The 13,905-nt window shown below is 44.8% G+C and carries 16 protein-coding genes; 13 read left to right on the top strand and 3 right to left on the bottom strand.

Going from position 1 to position 13,905, the window contains the following annotated elements; genetic code table 11:
- The first annotated feature begins 145 nt into the window (after positions 1–145).
- The 6 genes from hrcA (at position 146) to O3651_RS05520 (ending at position 6,084) form a co-directional block, all read left to right on the top strand.
- Positions 146–1,180 carry a heat-inducible transcriptional repressor HrcA gene (gene hrcA / locus O3651_RS05545; protein ID WP_371609824.1) on the top strand — a complete coding sequence of 345 codons (1,035 nt, stop codon included), beginning with the start codon at positions 146–148 and terminating at the stop codon, positions 1,178–1,180.
- 38 nt (positions 1,181–1,218) lie between these two features.
- Complete coding sequence (grpE, locus tag O3651_RS05540; protein WP_371609823.1) at positions 1,219–1,764, top strand: nucleotide exchange factor GrpE; 546 nt, start codon at positions 1,219–1,221, stop codon at positions 1,762–1,764.
- A 10-nt stretch (positions 1,765–1,774) separates the two neighbouring features.
- Complete coding sequence (locus O3651_RS05535) at positions 1,775–2,002, top strand: hypothetical protein (protein ID WP_019788051.1); 228 nt, start codon at positions 1,775–1,777, stop codon at positions 2,000–2,002.
- 242 nt (positions 2,003–2,244) lie between these two features.
- Positions 2,245–4,068, top strand: a complete 1,824-nt coding sequence (dnaK, locus tag O3651_RS05530) for a molecular chaperone DnaK (RefSeq protein WP_371609822.1) — start codon at positions 2,245–2,247, stop codon at positions 4,066–4,068.
- 428 nt (positions 4,069–4,496) lie between these two features.
- The gene (gene dnaJ, locus O3651_RS05525; RefSeq protein WP_045497925.1) at positions 4,497–5,630 is read left to right on the top strand and encodes a molecular chaperone DnaJ; all 1,134 of its coding nucleotides are present in this window, start codon (positions 4,497–4,499) and stop codon (positions 5,628–5,630) included.
- Between the two features lie 49 nt (positions 5,631–5,679).
- Positions 5,680–6,084: a GNAT family N-acetyltransferase gene (locus O3651_RS05520; RefSeq protein WP_371609821.1), complete on the top strand. Its 405-nt coding sequence runs from the start codon at positions 5,680–5,682 to the stop codon at positions 6,082–6,084.
- An 88-nt stretch (positions 6,085–6,172) separates the two neighbouring features.
- Here the strand turns inward: O3651_RS05520 and rnjA are convergent, their stop codons facing one another.
- Both rnjA and O3651_RS05510 read right to left on the bottom strand, forming a co-directional pair.
- On the bottom strand, positions 6,173–7,855 hold the full coding sequence (gene rnjA / locus O3651_RS05515; RefSeq protein WP_371609820.1) for a ribonuclease J1: 1,683 nt from the start codon (positions 7,853–7,855) through the stop codon (positions 6,173–6,175).
- A 3-nt stretch (positions 7,856–7,858) separates the two neighbouring features.
- Positions 7,859–8,089 carry a DNA-dependent RNA polymerase subunit epsilon gene (locus O3651_RS05510; protein WP_045497905.1) on the bottom strand — a complete coding sequence of 77 codons (231 nt, stop codon included), beginning with the start codon at positions 8,087–8,089 and terminating at the stop codon, positions 7,859–7,861.
- 287 nt (positions 8,090–8,376) lie between these two features.
- On the opposite strand from O3651_RS05510, the gene tsaB reads away from it, so the two are divergent.
- The 7 genes from tsaB to O3651_RS05475 all read left to right on the top strand — a co-directional run bounded on the left by tsaB (position 8,377) and on the right by O3651_RS05475 (position 13,261).
- A complete protein-coding gene (gene tsaB, locus O3651_RS05505) occupies positions 8,377–9,063 on the top strand; it encodes a tRNA (adenosine(37)-N6)-threonylcarbamoyltransferase complex dimerization subunit type 1 TsaB (RefSeq protein ID WP_371609886.1) in 687 nt (228 codons plus the stop codon).
- Positions 9,060–9,512 (top strand): ribosomal protein S18-alanine N-acetyltransferase, encoded by a 453-nt coding sequence (rimI, locus tag O3651_RS05500; protein ID WP_371609819.1) that lies wholly within the window; start codon positions 9,060–9,062, stop codon positions 9,510–9,512. Before tsaB ends, rimI begins: the two co-directional genes overlap by 4 nt.
- On the top strand, positions 9,502–10,512 hold the full coding sequence (gene tsaD / locus O3651_RS05495; protein ID WP_371609818.1) for a tRNA (adenosine(37)-N6)-threonylcarbamoyltransferase complex transferase subunit TsaD: 1,011 nt from the start codon (positions 9,502–9,504) through the stop codon (positions 10,510–10,512). Before rimI ends, tsaD begins: the two co-directional genes overlap by 11 nt.
- A 9-nt stretch (positions 10,513–10,521) precedes the next feature.
- The gene (locus O3651_RS05490) at positions 10,522–11,217 is read left to right on the top strand and encodes an AzlC family ABC transporter permease (protein WP_371609817.1); all 696 of its coding nucleotides are present in this window, start codon (positions 10,522–10,524) and stop codon (positions 11,215–11,217) included.
- Positions 11,207–11,545, top strand: coding sequence for an AzlD domain-containing protein (locus tag O3651_RS05485; protein WP_371609816.1), 339 nt, complete (start codon positions 11,207–11,209; stop codon positions 11,543–11,545). The genes O3651_RS05490 and O3651_RS05485 overlap by 11 nt, the downstream gene beginning before the upstream one ends.
- Before the next feature lie 123 nt (positions 11,546–11,668).
- Positions 11,669–12,415, top strand: a complete 747-nt coding sequence (locus tag O3651_RS05480; RefSeq protein WP_371609815.1) for a class I SAM-dependent methyltransferase — start codon at positions 11,669–11,671, stop codon at positions 12,413–12,415.
- Positions 12,416–12,520: 105 nt separating this feature from the next.
- Positions 12,521–13,261 carry a MerR family transcriptional regulator gene (locus tag O3651_RS05475; protein WP_371609814.1) on the top strand — a complete coding sequence of 247 codons (741 nt, stop codon included), beginning with the start codon at positions 12,521–12,523 and terminating at the stop codon, positions 13,259–13,261.
- A gap of 182 nt (positions 13,262–13,443) precedes the next feature.
- Here the strand turns inward: O3651_RS05475 and O3651_RS05470 are convergent, their stop codons facing one another.
- Entirely contained in the window at positions 13,444–13,899 is a 456-nt protein-coding gene (locus tag O3651_RS05470; RefSeq protein ID WP_371609813.1) for an 8-oxo-dGTP diphosphatase, read from the bottom strand.
- Between the last annotated feature and the right edge of the window lie 6 nt (positions 13,900–13,905).

Raw genomic sequence — 13,905 nt, 5'->3', positions numbered from 1 at the left:
GCTAATTTTTTGGTTTTTTGTCTTGACATTCATTTTTAAGAGTGTATAATAGAATCATAACTTAGCACTCGATGTATTAGAGTGCTAAATATAAAAAATAAAATCTCGCCAGTGGCTGGAAATTTTCTAAAGAGAGGTGAGGTCCTTGGTAACAGAACGCCAAAATGAGATTTTAAATCTAATTATTGATATCTTTACCAAGACGCATGAGCCTGTCGGTTCTAAAGCCTTGCAAGAGTCTATCCAGTCCTCGAGTGCCACTATTCGAAATGATATGGCAGCCTTGGAAAAGGAAGGATTGCTGGAAAAGGCCCATACATCAAGTGGTCGCAAGCCCAGTGTAGCAGGCTTCCAGTATTTTGTCCGTCATTCCTTGACCTTTGATCAGCTAGCGGAAAATGAGCTATACGAGGTCGTCAAAGCTTTCGACCAAGAGTTTTTCAAGCTGGAGGATATCCTGCAGCGGGCAGCGGACGTCTTGGCAGAGTTGAGTGCTTGCACTGTTGTAGCTCTTGACGTCGAGCCTAGTCGGCAACGGCTGACGGCTTTTGATATCGTTGTTATTAGCCAGCACGCAGCCTTAGCTGTCTTTACTCTGGATGAGTCCAATACCCTGACCAGTCAGTTCATGATTCCTAGGAATTTTCTCCAGGATGACCTACTGCGCTTGAGGGATATGATTCAGGAGCGCCTTTTAGGACAGACGGTCTTAGATATTCACTACAAGATTCGGACGGAGATTCCGCAGATTATCCAGCGTTACTTTACGACGACGGACAATGTTCTCGATCTCTTTGAGCATATTTTTGCTCAGATGTTTTCGGAAAAAGTAGCTGTCGCTGGTAAGGTTCAGTTGCTACGTTTTGCGGATCTTGAGGCCTATCAGTTCTTTGATGATCGTCAGAAGGTGGCTTTTGAAATCCGTGACAGTCTGGCTGAGGATCAGATGCAAAATGTCCGAGTCGCAGCTAGTCAAGAGGACTGTCTGGCCAATCTAACCTTGATTTCCAGCAAGTTTTTAATTCCCTATCGAGGATTTGGTATGCTGGCGGTGGTCGGTCCAGTCAATCTGGATTACCAAAAAGTGGTCAGTCAGCTCAATGTTGTCAATCGAGTCTTGACGATGAAACTCACAGATTTCTACCGATATCTGAGTAGCAATCATTATGAGGTGAGTTGAACATGAAATTACATAAATTCCTAAAAAGGAGGCGAAAAATGTCTGAGGAAATAAAAAACGAAAAAGTAAAAGAAGAGGAAGTGGTAGAAGCTACTGAAGAAAAGGTAGAAACCGCTGAAGAAGCTGATGAAACCACTCCTGAAAAATCAGAACTAGAACTAGCAAATGAGCGTGCAGAAGACTTTGAAAATAAATACCTTCGCGCTCATGCAGAAATGCAAAATATCCAACGTCGTGCCAATGAAGAGCGCCAACTCTTGCAACGCTATCGAAGCCAAGATTTGGCAAAAGCGATTCTCCCTTCTTTGGATAACCTTGAGCGTGCGCTTGCCGTTGAAGGATTGACAGACGACGTCAAAAAAGGCTTGGAAATGGTGCAAGAAAGCTTGATTCATGCCCTTAAAGAAGAAGGCATCGAAGAAATCGCAGCGGACGGAGCATTTGACCATAATTACCATATGGCCATCCAAACTCTTCCAGCAGATGACGAACATCCAGCAGATACTATTGCCCAAGTCTTCCAAAAAGGCTACAAACTCCATGATCGCATCCTAAGACCAGCAATGGTAGTGGTTTATAACTAGGAGGTAAGATATGTTAGATATTTTTGAAAAAAATAAGAAGCAGAATGAAGAATATCGTAAGACTGCACAACGTTATTATCAAGGAGAGAATACCTGTGATGAATGCGGTGGCAGTGTGAATGTCTCTGTGTATATGGACGATTATCCTAATAGAGATGATGAATGGCTGTCTTGTCCTCACTGTGGGCATAAGGCTTACATTAGGACAAGTGGGATTGCTAAAGCAGAAAAAGGGTAGTTTCTCTTGTCCGAAACGACAATAAACTATGAAAGAATGATAAACAATGGTTCAGCTTTACCAATAGTGAGCGAAGCGAACCAAAGGCGATACTCTTCGCCGTGGCGCTATTTACGCAAACTTTGAGACCTTAGGCTCAAAGTTTAGTCAAAGAGATTGACGGAGTCAAGCTCTGATGGCGTCGCCACTTAAGAAGAGTATTAAAAAGAAAAATAGAAAATAAAATTTAAGGAGAAAAACACATGTCTAAAATTATCGGTATTGACTTAGGTACAACAAACTCAGCAGTTGCAGTTCTTGAAGGAACTGAAAGTAAAATCATCGCAAATCCAGAAGGAAACCGCACAACTCCGTCTGTAGTGTCATTCAAAAATGGTGAAATCATCGTTGGTGATGCTGCAAAACGCCAAGCAGTGACAAACCCAGATACAGTTATCTCTATCAAATCCAAAATGGGTACTTCTGAAAAAGTTTCTGCTAATGGAAAAGAATATACTCCACAAGAAATCTCAGCTATGATTCTTCAATACTTGAAAGGTTACGCTGAAGAATACCTTGGTGAAAAAGTAACCAAAGCGGTTATCACAGTTCCAGCTTACTTCAACGATGCTCAACGTCAAGCAACTAAAGACGCTGGTAAAATCGCTGGTCTTGAAGTAGAACGTATCGTTAACGAACCAACTGCAGCAGCCCTTGCTTACGGTTTGGACAAGACTGACAAAGAAGAAAAAATCTTGGTATTCGACCTTGGTGGTGGTACATTCGACGTATCTATCCTTGAACTCGGTGATGGTGTCTTTGATGTATTAGCAACTGCAGGGGATAACAAACTCGGTGGTGACGACTTTGACCAAAAAATTATCGACCACTTGGTAGCAGAATTCAAGAAAGAAAACGGCATCGACTTGTCAGCTGACAAGATGGCTCTTCAACGTTTGAAAGACGCAACTGAAAAAGCTAAGAAAGACCTTTCTGGTGTGACTTCAACTCAAATCAGCTTGCCATTTATCACTGCTGGTGAAGCTGGACCTCTTCACTTGGAAATGACCTTGACTCGTGCGAAATTCGATGATTTGACTCGCGACCTTGTAGAACGTACAAAAGTTCCAGTTCGTCAAGCCCTTTCAGATGCAGGTTTGAGCTTGTCAGAAATCGACGAAGTGATCCTTGTTGGTGGTTCAACTCGTATCCCAGCCGTTGTAGAAGCTGTTAAGGCTGAAACTGGTAAAGAACCAAACAAATCAGTTAACCCTGATGAAGTAGTGGCTATGGGTGCTGCTATCCAAGGTGGTGTCATCACTGGTGATGTTAAAGACGTTGTCCTTCTTGACGTAACACCATTGTCACTTGGTATCGAAACAATGGGTGGAGTCTTCACAAAACTTATTGATCGCAACACTACTATTCCAACATCTAAATCACAAGTCTTCTCAACTGCGGCAGACAACCAACCAGCCGTTGATATCCACGTTCTTCAAGGTGAACGCCCAATGGCAGCAGATAACAAGACTCTTGGACGTTTCCAATTGACTGATATTCCAGCTGCACCTCGTGGAATTCCTCAAATCGAAGTAACATTTGACATTGACAAGAACGGTATCGTATCTGTTAAGGCCAAAGACCTTGGAACTCAAAAAGAACAAACAATTGTCATCCAATCTAACTCAGGTTTGACTGATGAAGAAATCGACCGTATGATGAAAGATGCAGAAGCTAATGCTGAAGCAGATAAGAAACGTAAGGAAGAAGTAGATCTTCGTAACGAAGTAGACCAAGCTATCTTTGCGACTGAAAAGACTATCAAAGAAACTGAAGGCAAAGGCTTTGATGCAGAACGCGATGCTGCCCAAGCTGCCCTTGATGACCTTAAGAAAGCCCAAGAAGACAACAACCTGGACGACATGAAAGTAAAACTCGAAGCGTTGAACGAAAAAGCTCAAGCTTTGGCAGTGAAACTCTACGAACAAGCCGCAGCAGCTCAACAAGCTCAAGCAGGAGCAGAAGGCACACAAGCAACAGGAAACGCAGGCGATGACGTCGTAGACGGAGAGTTTACTGAAAAATAAGATGCAAAGCCCGTTAAAACCTCACAGTGAAAATAGGAAATCTGACGCAGAAACTTTAGTTTCTAGAAAGATTTATCTTTTTCACCAAGAGGTTAGGGCGTGCTCAATTCAGCATTACTAGTTTGATTTTTAAAACTTGAACGTCGTAATGATAGGAAGAAATCCAGAGGTTGCAACCCAGCCTCTGTTTTTCGGTAAGAAAAGAGTTGGAACGTAAATTTTTGGTTTTTCTTTAAACTAAGTTAGAAGGGAACTGAACCCGACCTAAATCGAGGTTTCGTTCCGCAATATTAACAGAAAGGAACAAGGGTGTTCGTAATTGAACTCGAGCGGAAAGCTTGGAAATTAGATAAACCTCTTAAGAAATCAGGATTTCTTAAGAGGTTTCCTAAATTTCAGTCGCTTTCTGTTCGCTCTTGGTATCTTATATGAACAATACAGAATTTTATGATCGTTTAGGTGTCTCTAAGAATGCTTCTCAGGATGAGATTAAGAGAGCCTATCGGAAATTATCTAAAAAATATCACCCAGATATCAATAAGGAGCCTGGGGCGGAAGATAAATATAAGGAAGTCCAGGAGGCTTATGAAACGCTGAGCGATGAGCAAAAGCGGGCTGCCTATGACCAATACGGCGCGGCGGGAGCCAATGGTGGCTTTGGCGGCGGTGCAGGCGGTTTTGGTGGCTTTGATGGCTCTGGTTTTGGCGGCTTCGAAGATATCTTTTCTAGCTTCTTTGGCGGTGGTGCGACTCGTAATCCAAACGCTCCGCGTCAAGGAGACGATCTCCAGTATCGGGTAAATCTCCGCTTTGAAGAGGCTATTTTCGGTACAGAAAAAGAAGTGAAATACAATCGTGAGGCTAGCTGTCGGACTTGTCATGGTTCAGGTGCTAAGCCAGGAACTAGCCCAGTAACTTGTGGCCGCTGTCACGGCTCTGGTGTTATTAACGTCGATACTCAGACACCACTAGGTATGATGCGTCGACAAGTAACCTGTGATGTCTGTCACGGTCGCGGACAAGAAATCAAAAGTCCATGCGAAACCTGCCATGGAACGGGACATGAAAAGCAAGCGCATAGCGTTCATGTAAAAATTCCAGCTGGTGTGGAAACAGGTCAACGAGTTCGCTTGGCGGGTCAAGGTGAGGCAGGTTTTAATGGTGGTCCTTACGGTGACTTGTATGTAGTGGTGAACGTTGAGCCAAGCGATAAATTTGAACGTGACGGTTCTACCATTTACTACAAGCTCAACCTCAACTTTGTGCAAGCAGCTCTGGGCGACAGTGTGGAAATCCCAACTGTGCATGGAAATGTTGAATTGACAATTCCAGAGGGAACCCAGACTGGCAAACGTTTCCGTCTGCGTGGCAAGGGAGCACCAAATCTACGCGATGGAAGTGTCGGTGACCAATATGTCACTGTCAATGTCGTAACGCCGACAGGCCTCAATGACCGTCAAAAGGCGGCTCTTAAGGATTTTGCGGCGGCTGGAGACATCACAGTGAGCCCTAAGAAGAAAGGCTTCTTTGATAAGATGAAAGATGTCTTTGAAGGGGAATAAAGAAGGAAAAAGCAGAGTTATTATTCTGCTTTTTCGTTAGGAGCAAGAAATGACAGAATTTCAAGACTTTATCGAGCAAGTTTTTAAGGAACAATATGAGGCTTCTTTTGGGTTAGCTAGGCTTGAAGAACTTGAGCCCAAGGATTATTATCTGACACGGGAAGAGGAAGGAAACTTAATCGCCTTGCTCCATGCTCAGCAGGTGTTGGAAAACATCCATATCAAGGCTTTGGTAGTGGATAAAGAACATCAGAAAAAAGGTTTGGGAGCCAGTCTTCTGGCAGAATTAGAAGAAAAGGCTGAGAAAGCGGGAGTCAGCAGCATCACCTTGTCCACCAAATCTTATCAAGCCAAGGATTTTTACATCAAGCAAGGCTATGAAATCTATGCTAGTCTGGAAGATGTTCCACAAAAAGGTGTGACCAAATATCATTTCATCAAGCGACTGAGCTGAGCCATTCTCAATAGATGGAAGTCAATTGGCAATCACCATTAAAGTTTACAAAAAAATAAGCTTTGCTAGTCTAGCAAAGCTTATTTTTTTAGTTGTCTTCGTCTGGTGTAAGCACCATCGGAATGATAATCGGTTCGCGCTCGGTGCTTTCGTAGAGGAAAGGGCGCAAGGCGTTGACGATAGCGCCGCTAACAGATTGGACGCTGGCATCTTTATTCTTAAGGGCAATGCGAATGGCATTGAAGAGGATGCGCTGGCTTTGGCGAATGAGGTCTCCTGATTCGCGCATGTAGATAAAGCCGCGGCTGAGAATATCTGGACCGGCTAAGATCATCTTGGACTCAAAGTCAACCGTCGCGACAGCCAGAACCACACCGTCCTCTGACAGGTCTTTACGGTCGCGCAGGACTGCTGCTCCGATTTCACCAATGCGGTTCCCATCAACATAAATATCCTGAGCGTTGAAGCTGCCGGCAATACGAGCTGAGTCAGCTGTCAGAGCCAGCACATCACCATTGCTCATGATGAAGATATTGTCTTTTGGTACTCCAGTATCAACGGCTAGACCTGCATGGACTTTCTGCATGCGGTATTCACCATGGACTGGCATGAAATATTTAGGCTTGATCAAGCGAAGCATGAGTTTCTGCTCTTGCTGACCACCGTGTCCAGAGGTGTGGATGTTGTTAATCTTACCGTGAATAACGTCTACACCAGCCTCGGAAATGATGTTGATCAGCTTGTTGACGCTAGTGGTGTTTCCAGGGATTGGGCTGGATGAGAAGATGACGGTATCTCCAGGCTGCAACTGAACTTGGCGGTGGGTACCATTAGCAATCCGAGACAGGGCTGCCATCGGCTCACCCTGACTTCCGGTACACATAATCAGCACTTCACCAGCTGGATAGTCCTTGAGTTCATTTGGTTCGATGAAGGTATCTTTGGGAACCTTGATGTAGCCTAGCTCAATCCCGTTGACAATGGCCTTTTCCATAGAGCGGCCAAAGACTGCAATTTTACGCCCTGTCTTGACAGCAGCTTCTGCTGCCTGCTGGAGTCGGAAGATGTTTGAAGCAAAAGAGGCAAAAATAATCCGTCCATGAATGCCTTCGATAATCTTCATGATAGACTGTCCAACCACTTTTTCGGAATTAGTAAAGGTCGGAACTTCAGCATTGGTCGAGTCAGACAGGAGGCAGAGTACGCCTTCTTCGCCCAGAGCGGCCATGCGGTGCAAGTCTGCTGGCTCACCGACTGGTGTAAAGTCAAACTTGAAGTCACCGGTACAGACAATCTTACCTTGTGGCGTATGAATGACAATCCCCAAAGGTTCTGGAATAGAGTGGGTTGTGCGGAAGAAAGTCGCCTTCAGATTTTTAAAGGTCAACTCTGTATTTTGATTGATTTCATAGAGCTTGGCATCCCGTAAAAGTCCATGCTCCTCTAGCTTGCCCCGAATGAGGGCCAGGGCCAAAGGGCCGGCATAGATGGGAACATTGGCTTGCTTGAGCAGGAAAGGAATGCCGCCGATATGGTCCTCGTGCCCGTGGGTGATGAGGACAGCTTTTACGCGGTCAATATTTTCCACGATATAAGAGTAGTCGGGGATAACATAGTCGATACCTAAGAGGTCGTCTTCTGGGAATTTAATCCCAGCATCGACAATGATAATCTCATCTTGATACTCAATTCCGTAGGTGTTTTTACCGATTTCGCCCAGACCGCCTATGGCGAAAACACCAACTTCTTCTTTCTTTAAGTTATATGCCATAGCTTACAACTCCGTCAATTCGAAGGCGCCTGACTCTTTTTCGTATTCCAAGTGTTTGTCAGACAAGAGTTCGATAAATTCAATATTGTAAGGAGTCTTTTCTTCGACCAATTTGCGGGCTTTGATGCGGCCTTCTAATTCATCGGTTGCTTCTATATCTAAATAGAGGGCACGTGTTTGTTCACGGCGTGGGCTGCGTTCTTTTGTTTCTTGATAAAAAACTTTGTAAATCATTTTATTTCCTTCCATTTTTCACGATCAAGCTACAGAAAACGACAGCTAATCAGCTGTTTTCTTTTATTCAGTTTTATGAGTAGTAGATTGACCTTGATTCGATATAATTCTAACCAATTATATCATAAAACCAGCTTTTAGTAAAAGACATAGCCGAGAAAATCTTGTGGAGATTTTCAGAAAAGCTTTTAAGGACAATCTGGGTAACCAAATGACTGCCTCTCTCTACCCTTGTCGCTGCTTTTGTAGTATAATAAAAAACAAACACTCGAGTAAGGAAGAAAATGATGAACATTTTAGCGATGGATACGTCAAATAAGGCTCTTTCTCTAGCAATTTTAGAGAATAAGGAGACCTTGGGGCAAGTGACGCTCAATATTAAGAAAAATCATAGTATTACCCTTATGCCGGCTATCGATTTTCTGATGAATAGTCTGGATTTGAAGCCGGCCGATTTGGATCGGATCGTGGTGGCGCAGGGGCCAGGCAGCTACACAGGCCTGAGAATTGCGGTGGCGACAGCTAAGACTCTGGCTCATACCCTCAAGATTGAGCTGGTCGGTGTGTCTAGTCTGCTGGCTTTAGTCCCAGAGCAGGTGGAAGGCTTGGTCATTCCCATCATGGATGCCCGCCGCAATAATGTCTATGCTGGCTTTTACCAGTCTGGTCAGGCTGTACGGCCAGAAGCTCATCTGCCTTTGGCAGAGGTGTTGGAAATGGCTGGCGCTGCTAACCAATCAGTCACCTTTGTCGGAGAAACGACAGCTTTTACGGAGCAGATTGAAGCGGCTCTTCCTCAGGCTGCCATTCAGCCAACTTTGCCAGACGCAGCAGCTGTTGGTCGTATTGGTTTAGACCTGCCAGCCCAGTCCATTCATGACTTTGTCCCTAACTATCTCAAGCGGGTAGAAGCTGAGGAAAACTGGCTCAAGAACCACCAAGAATCCAGCGATTCTTACATTCAGCGCCTATGATTGAGATGAGAAAATGGAGCGATAGCTCAGATGTGGACTCGGCAACTCTCGCAAAAGAGCTGGAACAGCTCTTATTTGCTGTCTATGAGGTCAGCCCTTGGACTGTGGGTCAATTGGAAGAGGTTCTGTGCTCGGATGTGAATAGTTGTGCGCTAGCAGAAGATGAAAGTCAGCTTGTCGGCTTTTTAGTCTGGCAGGAGACAGACTTTGAAGCAGAAGTCCTGCAGATTGCTGTATTGCCTAGCTATCAGGGACAGAAAATCGCGACAGCCTTGTTTGACTTTTTGCCAGCTGACAAAGAAACTTTCCTCGAAGTGAGGGAGTCCAACAAGCCAGCTCTGCTATTTTACAAAAAAGAAAAATTTGAAGAAATCGCGCGGCGGAAAGCCTACTACCATGCACCGGTGGAAGATGCGATTGTCATGAAAAGAGAGATCCATGAAAGATAGATATATTTTAGCTTTTGAGACGTCTTGTGACGAGACCAGTGTGGCGGTTCTGAAGAATGAGACTGAGCTTTTGAGCAATGTCATTGCCAGCCAGATTGAGAGTCACAAGCGTTTTGGCGGAGTGGTACCAGAAGTGGCTAGCCGCCACCATGTGGAGGTCATTACGGTTTGCATTGAGGAGGCCTTGGCAGAAGCAGGGATTAGCGAGGAGCAAGTTACAGCGGTGGCCGTTACCTACGGTCCTGGTCTGGTTGGGGCGCTTCTGGTCGGCTTGGCAGCGGCCAAGTCCTTTGCTTGGGCTCATGGGATTCCCTTGATTCCGGTCAATCATATGGCCGGGCACCTGATGGCAGCCCAGAGCGTGGAACCCTTGGAGTTTCCCTTGCTGGCTCTCTTGGTCAGCGGCGGTCATACTGAGCTGGTCTATGTCAGTCAAGCTGGTGATTATAAGATTGTGGGGGAAACTCGCGATGATGCGGTCGGTGAAGCCTATGACAAAGTCGGTCGAGTCATGGGCCTGACCTATCCAGCAGGTAGGGAGATTGATCAGCTGGCTCATGAGGGACAGGATATTTATGATTTTCCGCGGGCCATGATCAAGGAAGACAATCTGGAATTTTCTTTTTCCGGTCTCAAGTCGGCCTTTATCAACCTGCACCACAATGCCCAGCAAAAGCGAGAAGTCTTGTCTAATCAAGACCTGTCGGCTAGCTTTCAGGCAGCGGTCATGGATATTCTCATGGCCAAGACTAAAAAAGCGCTGGAAAAATATCCAGTCAAAACTCTGGTCGTGGCGGGAGGTGTTGCAGCCAATCAAGGCCTGAGAGAACGCTTGGCAGCTGAGATTCAGGATGTCAAGGTGATTATTCCACCACTGCGCCTCTGCGGTGACAATGCTGGTATGATTGCCTATGCCAGCATCAGTGAGTGGAATAAGGAAAATTTTGCCAGTTTGGATCTGAATGCTAAGCCGAGCCTGGCTTTTGAAACGATGGAGTAAAGGAGAAGAATGCGCGGACAGACATTTAAACAAGGAGCACAAGCGGCAGTACCAACGGCTCTGGGCTATATTGGGATTGGCCTAGCCTGCGGCATCATGGCGGCGCCTTATATGAATCCCTTGGAGATGGGGCTGATGAGTATTTTGGTTTATGCGGGCAGTGCCCAGTTTGCCATGATTGGCTTATTTGCCCAGCAGGCGCCGGTTTTGGCCATCGCACTGACTGTTTTTCTGATAAATATTCGGCATCTTTTGCTCTGTCTGCATGCCTCAACCCTTTTTCGTAAGTCTAGCTTGGCTCAGAATATTGTCATTGGCTCTTTTTTGACAGATGAATCTTATGGGGTCTTGATGGGAGAGCAGGTGTATACAGAAGAGATTGCTGCTAGCTGGATGATGGGTAACAATTTCATGAGTTATGCTTCTTGGATTTTAGGTACTGTTTTAGGAACTGCTCTTGGTGCCCTTCTGCCCAATCCTGAGAGCTTTGGCCTGGACTTTGCCCTAGTAGCTATGTTTATTGGCATTTTCTCTTCTCAATTTACAATCATGCTGCGACGGGTCAATATAAAGAAGCTATTTTTGGTCTTAGGTGTGGTGGGCCTTGCCTACTTGATCCTGACCATGCTGCTTCAAAATTCGCTGGCGGTGCTTTTTGCAACCTTGCTAGGCTGTACAGTGGGGGTGATTTTGGATGATAAGTAAGTATATTTTATTGGCCATTCTTTTGTCAGCCCTGGTCACGTGGATTCCGCGGGTTTTGCCCTTTATCCTAGTCAAGTACAAGGGGCTTCCGCCCATGGTAGAGCGTTTTCTCAAATATCTGCCAGTTTCCATTATCTTTGCCCTTATCCTGTCCAGTGTCACCAATGCTAAAACAGGTCAGCTGCCGAGTTTTAAATGGCTGGATTTAATGGTCGTTTTTCCGACTAGCTATGTAGCTTTTAAGTATAAGAACTTAATTGCAACTGTTGTATTTGGTGTAGTCTTGGTGGCCTTGCTACGCTATTTGGCCGGATCTCTTGGACTTTAAAGAAGATACAGGACAGATTGAATCGGTCGATTCGGTCTGTTTTTTTGCTGAATTCTAAGAATTATCTGAAAATATAATATTTTGTGCTATAATGGAAGCAATCAAAATCATGGAGGTTCGGAAATGGCAGAAGCAGGTCATAAATTTTTAGCAAAATTAGGAAAGAAACGCCTTCGTCCCGGTGGTAAGCTGGCAACCGACTGGCTGATTGAGCAGGGGCAGTTTTCCAGCGATAAGAAAGTTCTAGAAGTCGCTTGCAATATGGGGACCACAACAATCGAGCTAGCTAAAAGATATGGCTGCCAGATTACTGCAGTTGATTTGGATAAGGCTGCGCTGGCTCAGGCTAAGCTTAATGGAGACAAGGCTGGTGTTGGTGAACTCGTCACATTTGAGCAGGCTAATGCCATGAAGCTGCCTTATGATGACAATTCTTTTGATATTGTTATCAATGAAGCCATGCTGACCATGCAGACGGATAAGGGGAAGGCCAAATGTATGGATGAGTACTACCGGGTGCTGAAGCCAGGTGGAGTGCTCCTCACCCACGACGTCATGCTCAAGCAAAAAGATGAGAATGTCCGAGAAGAGCTATCTCGTGCGATTAATGTCAATGTGGGGCCTCTAACCGAGGGATCTTGGATTCAGCTGGCACGTTCTCATGCTTTTGACCGTGTGGACACCTTTGTCGGTGAAATGACCTTGATGAGCCTTCGAGGGATGATATATGACGAAGGGCTGGGTGGCACTCTGAAAATTTGCTTCAATGCCCTTAAAAAAGAAAACTACAGTCAATTTATGAAGATGTTTAAGATGTTCCAAAAGAATCAAGAAAAACTGGGCTTTATTGCCATGGTTTCTCACAAATAAATACTAGCTACTTTGGAAAATTTAAAGTGATTTAAAAAATTTCATAAAAAGCTTGACTCTGCCCTAAGGTCAGGGCTTATACTATAAGGGCAAGGAGGTTTTTTTATGTATCATATCAAAGAAGCTGCGCAGCTTTCGGGTGTCTCTGTCAAAACCCTGCACCACTACGACAAAATCGGGCTTTTGGTTCCTCAAAAATCAGAAAATGGCTACCGAACGTATAGTCAAGCTGATCTAGAGCGGCTACAGGTCATCCTTTACTATAAGTATCTGGGCTTTTCTTTGGAGAAAATAGCAGAGCTGCTGAGTCAGGACGATCAGGCCTTATTGCCGCATCTGGTGAGGCAGTTAGAGTATTTGCAGCAGGAAAGAGACCGCTTGGATACCTTGATTTCTACCTTGCGAAAAACTATCCAAGAAGAAAAAGGAGAAAGAAAGATGACAATGAAAGAAAAATTCGCAGGTTTTGCCTACGAAGACAATCAAAAATACTACCAAAAGGCTGTAGAAGAATATGGTCAAGAAGTCATGTCAGAAGCACTGACTCGTCAAAATGGACGGGAAGAAGAATCTGCCGCAGCCTTCAATCAAGTTTTTCAAAGTCTGGCGGAGAATATGCAGCAAGGCTTGCCAGTTGAGGCAGCAGAAAATCAAGAACAGGCAGCTCAACTCTTGCAAGCCATCCGTACTTATGGTTTTGACTGCTCTATTGAAGTATTCGGCCATATCGGTAAAGGCTATGTCTATAACCCAGAGTTTAAGGAAAATATTGACAAATTTGGTCCAGGCACAGCCCAGTACACATCAGATGTGATTGCAGCTTACGTTCGGACAAATGCAGAATAAATGAGAGTGGGACAGAAATCGGTAATTCGTTAGAATTCGATTTCGTCGTCCCACCTCCGCACAGTTGAGTAGGGCTGTAAAAGCTGATGAAATCAGCGTAGTAGAGCCCACTCAACCACTGCGTCCTGCTCGACAATCCAAAGACAATTGAGAGGCTAGGACTTTTGTCCCAGCCTCATTTTTTACTTCAAATCATAAAGCCAGTCGTCGCCGTCTTTATAGTAAAAGAATTCACTTAAATCGTCTTCTAAAAAAACACGCAGCATATCAGACATATCCTCAGTTGCAAGTTTCAGATGAGACAGATTTTGCAAATCTTCCCACCAAACCTTTCCTTCATCTGAGGCTTGCAGCACACCAGAATAGTGCTTTGTCTTGTAGAGCAGAACGACATAGCGAAAATCCTTATCATCATACCAATCCTTTATGCCACAAAGTTGGGGTTTGGATATGGTCAGTCCAGTTTCTTCTTTGACTTCTCTGATAACGGCCTCGGTGAAAGATTCTCCGCGCTCTACATGCCCGCCAGGAAAAGTGATGCCAGGCCAGTCAGACTTCACTCGGTCTTGGACAAGAACTTTTTCTCCGTCATAAATCATACACATGTTGACGAATTCGACTGTTTCGCGTCTGTTCATCTTGTT

This window comes from Streptococcus sp. 27098_8_73, from assembly GCF_041432495.1.
Taxonomy (GTDB): domain Bacteria; phylum Bacillota; class Bacilli; order Lactobacillales; family Streptococcaceae; genus Streptococcus.
This window is presented reverse-complemented; position numbering and strand designations above follow the sequence as displayed.

What these genes read in the sequence shown, in the direction of transcription:
- grpE (WP_371609823.1), top strand. Translation starts at nt 1,219, where the DNA reads ATGTCTGAGGAAATAAAAAACGAAAAAGTAAAAGAAGAGGAAGTGGTA.
- O3651_RS05535 (WP_019788051.1), top strand. Translation starts at nt 1,775, where the DNA reads ATGTTAGATATTTTTGAAAAAAATAAGAAGCAGAATGAAGAATATCGT.
- dnaK (WP_371609822.1), top strand. Translation starts at nt 2,245, where the DNA reads ATGTCTAAAATTATCGGTATTGACTTAGGTACAACAAACTCAGCAGTT.
- dnaJ (WP_045497925.1), top strand. Translation starts at nt 4,497, where the DNA reads ATGAACAATACAGAATTTTATGATCGTTTAGGTGTCTCTAAGAATGCT.
- O3651_RS05520 (WP_371609821.1), top strand. Translation starts at nt 5,680, where the DNA reads ATGACAGAATTTCAAGACTTTATCGAGCAAGTTTTTAAGGAACAATAT.
- rnjA (WP_371609820.1), bottom strand. Translation starts at nt 7,855, where the DNA reads ATGGCATATAACTTAAAGAAAGAAGAAGTTGGTGTTTTCGCCATAGGC.
- O3651_RS05510 (WP_045497905.1), bottom strand. Translation starts at nt 8,089, where the DNA reads ATGATTTACAAAGTTTTTTATCAAGAAACAAAAGAACGCAGCCCACGC.
- tsaB (WP_371609886.1), top strand. Translation starts at nt 8,377, where the DNA reads ATGAACATTTTAGCGATGGATACGTCAAATAAGGCTCTTTCTCTAGCA.
- rimI (WP_371609819.1), top strand. Translation starts at nt 9,060, where the DNA reads ATGATTGAGATGAGAAAATGGAGCGATAGCTCAGATGTGGACTCGGCA.
- tsaD (WP_371609818.1), top strand. Translation starts at nt 9,502, where the DNA reads ATGAAAGATAGATATATTTTAGCTTTTGAGACGTCTTGTGACGAGACC.
- O3651_RS05490 (WP_371609817.1), top strand. Translation starts at nt 10,522, where the DNA reads ATGCGCGGACAGACATTTAAACAAGGAGCACAAGCGGCAGTACCAACG.
- O3651_RS05485 (WP_371609816.1), top strand. Translation starts at nt 11,207, where the DNA reads ATGATAAGTAAGTATATTTTATTGGCCATTCTTTTGTCAGCCCTGGTC.
- O3651_RS05480 (WP_371609815.1), top strand. Translation starts at nt 11,669, where the DNA reads ATGGCAGAAGCAGGTCATAAATTTTTAGCAAAATTAGGAAAGAAACGC.
- O3651_RS05475 (WP_371609814.1), top strand. Translation starts at nt 12,521, where the DNA reads ATGTATCATATCAAAGAAGCTGCGCAGCTTTCGGGTGTCTCTGTCAAA.
- O3651_RS05470 (WP_371609813.1), bottom strand. Translation starts at nt 13,899, where the DNA reads ATGAACAGACGCGAAACAGTCGAATTCGTCAACATGTGTATGATTTAT.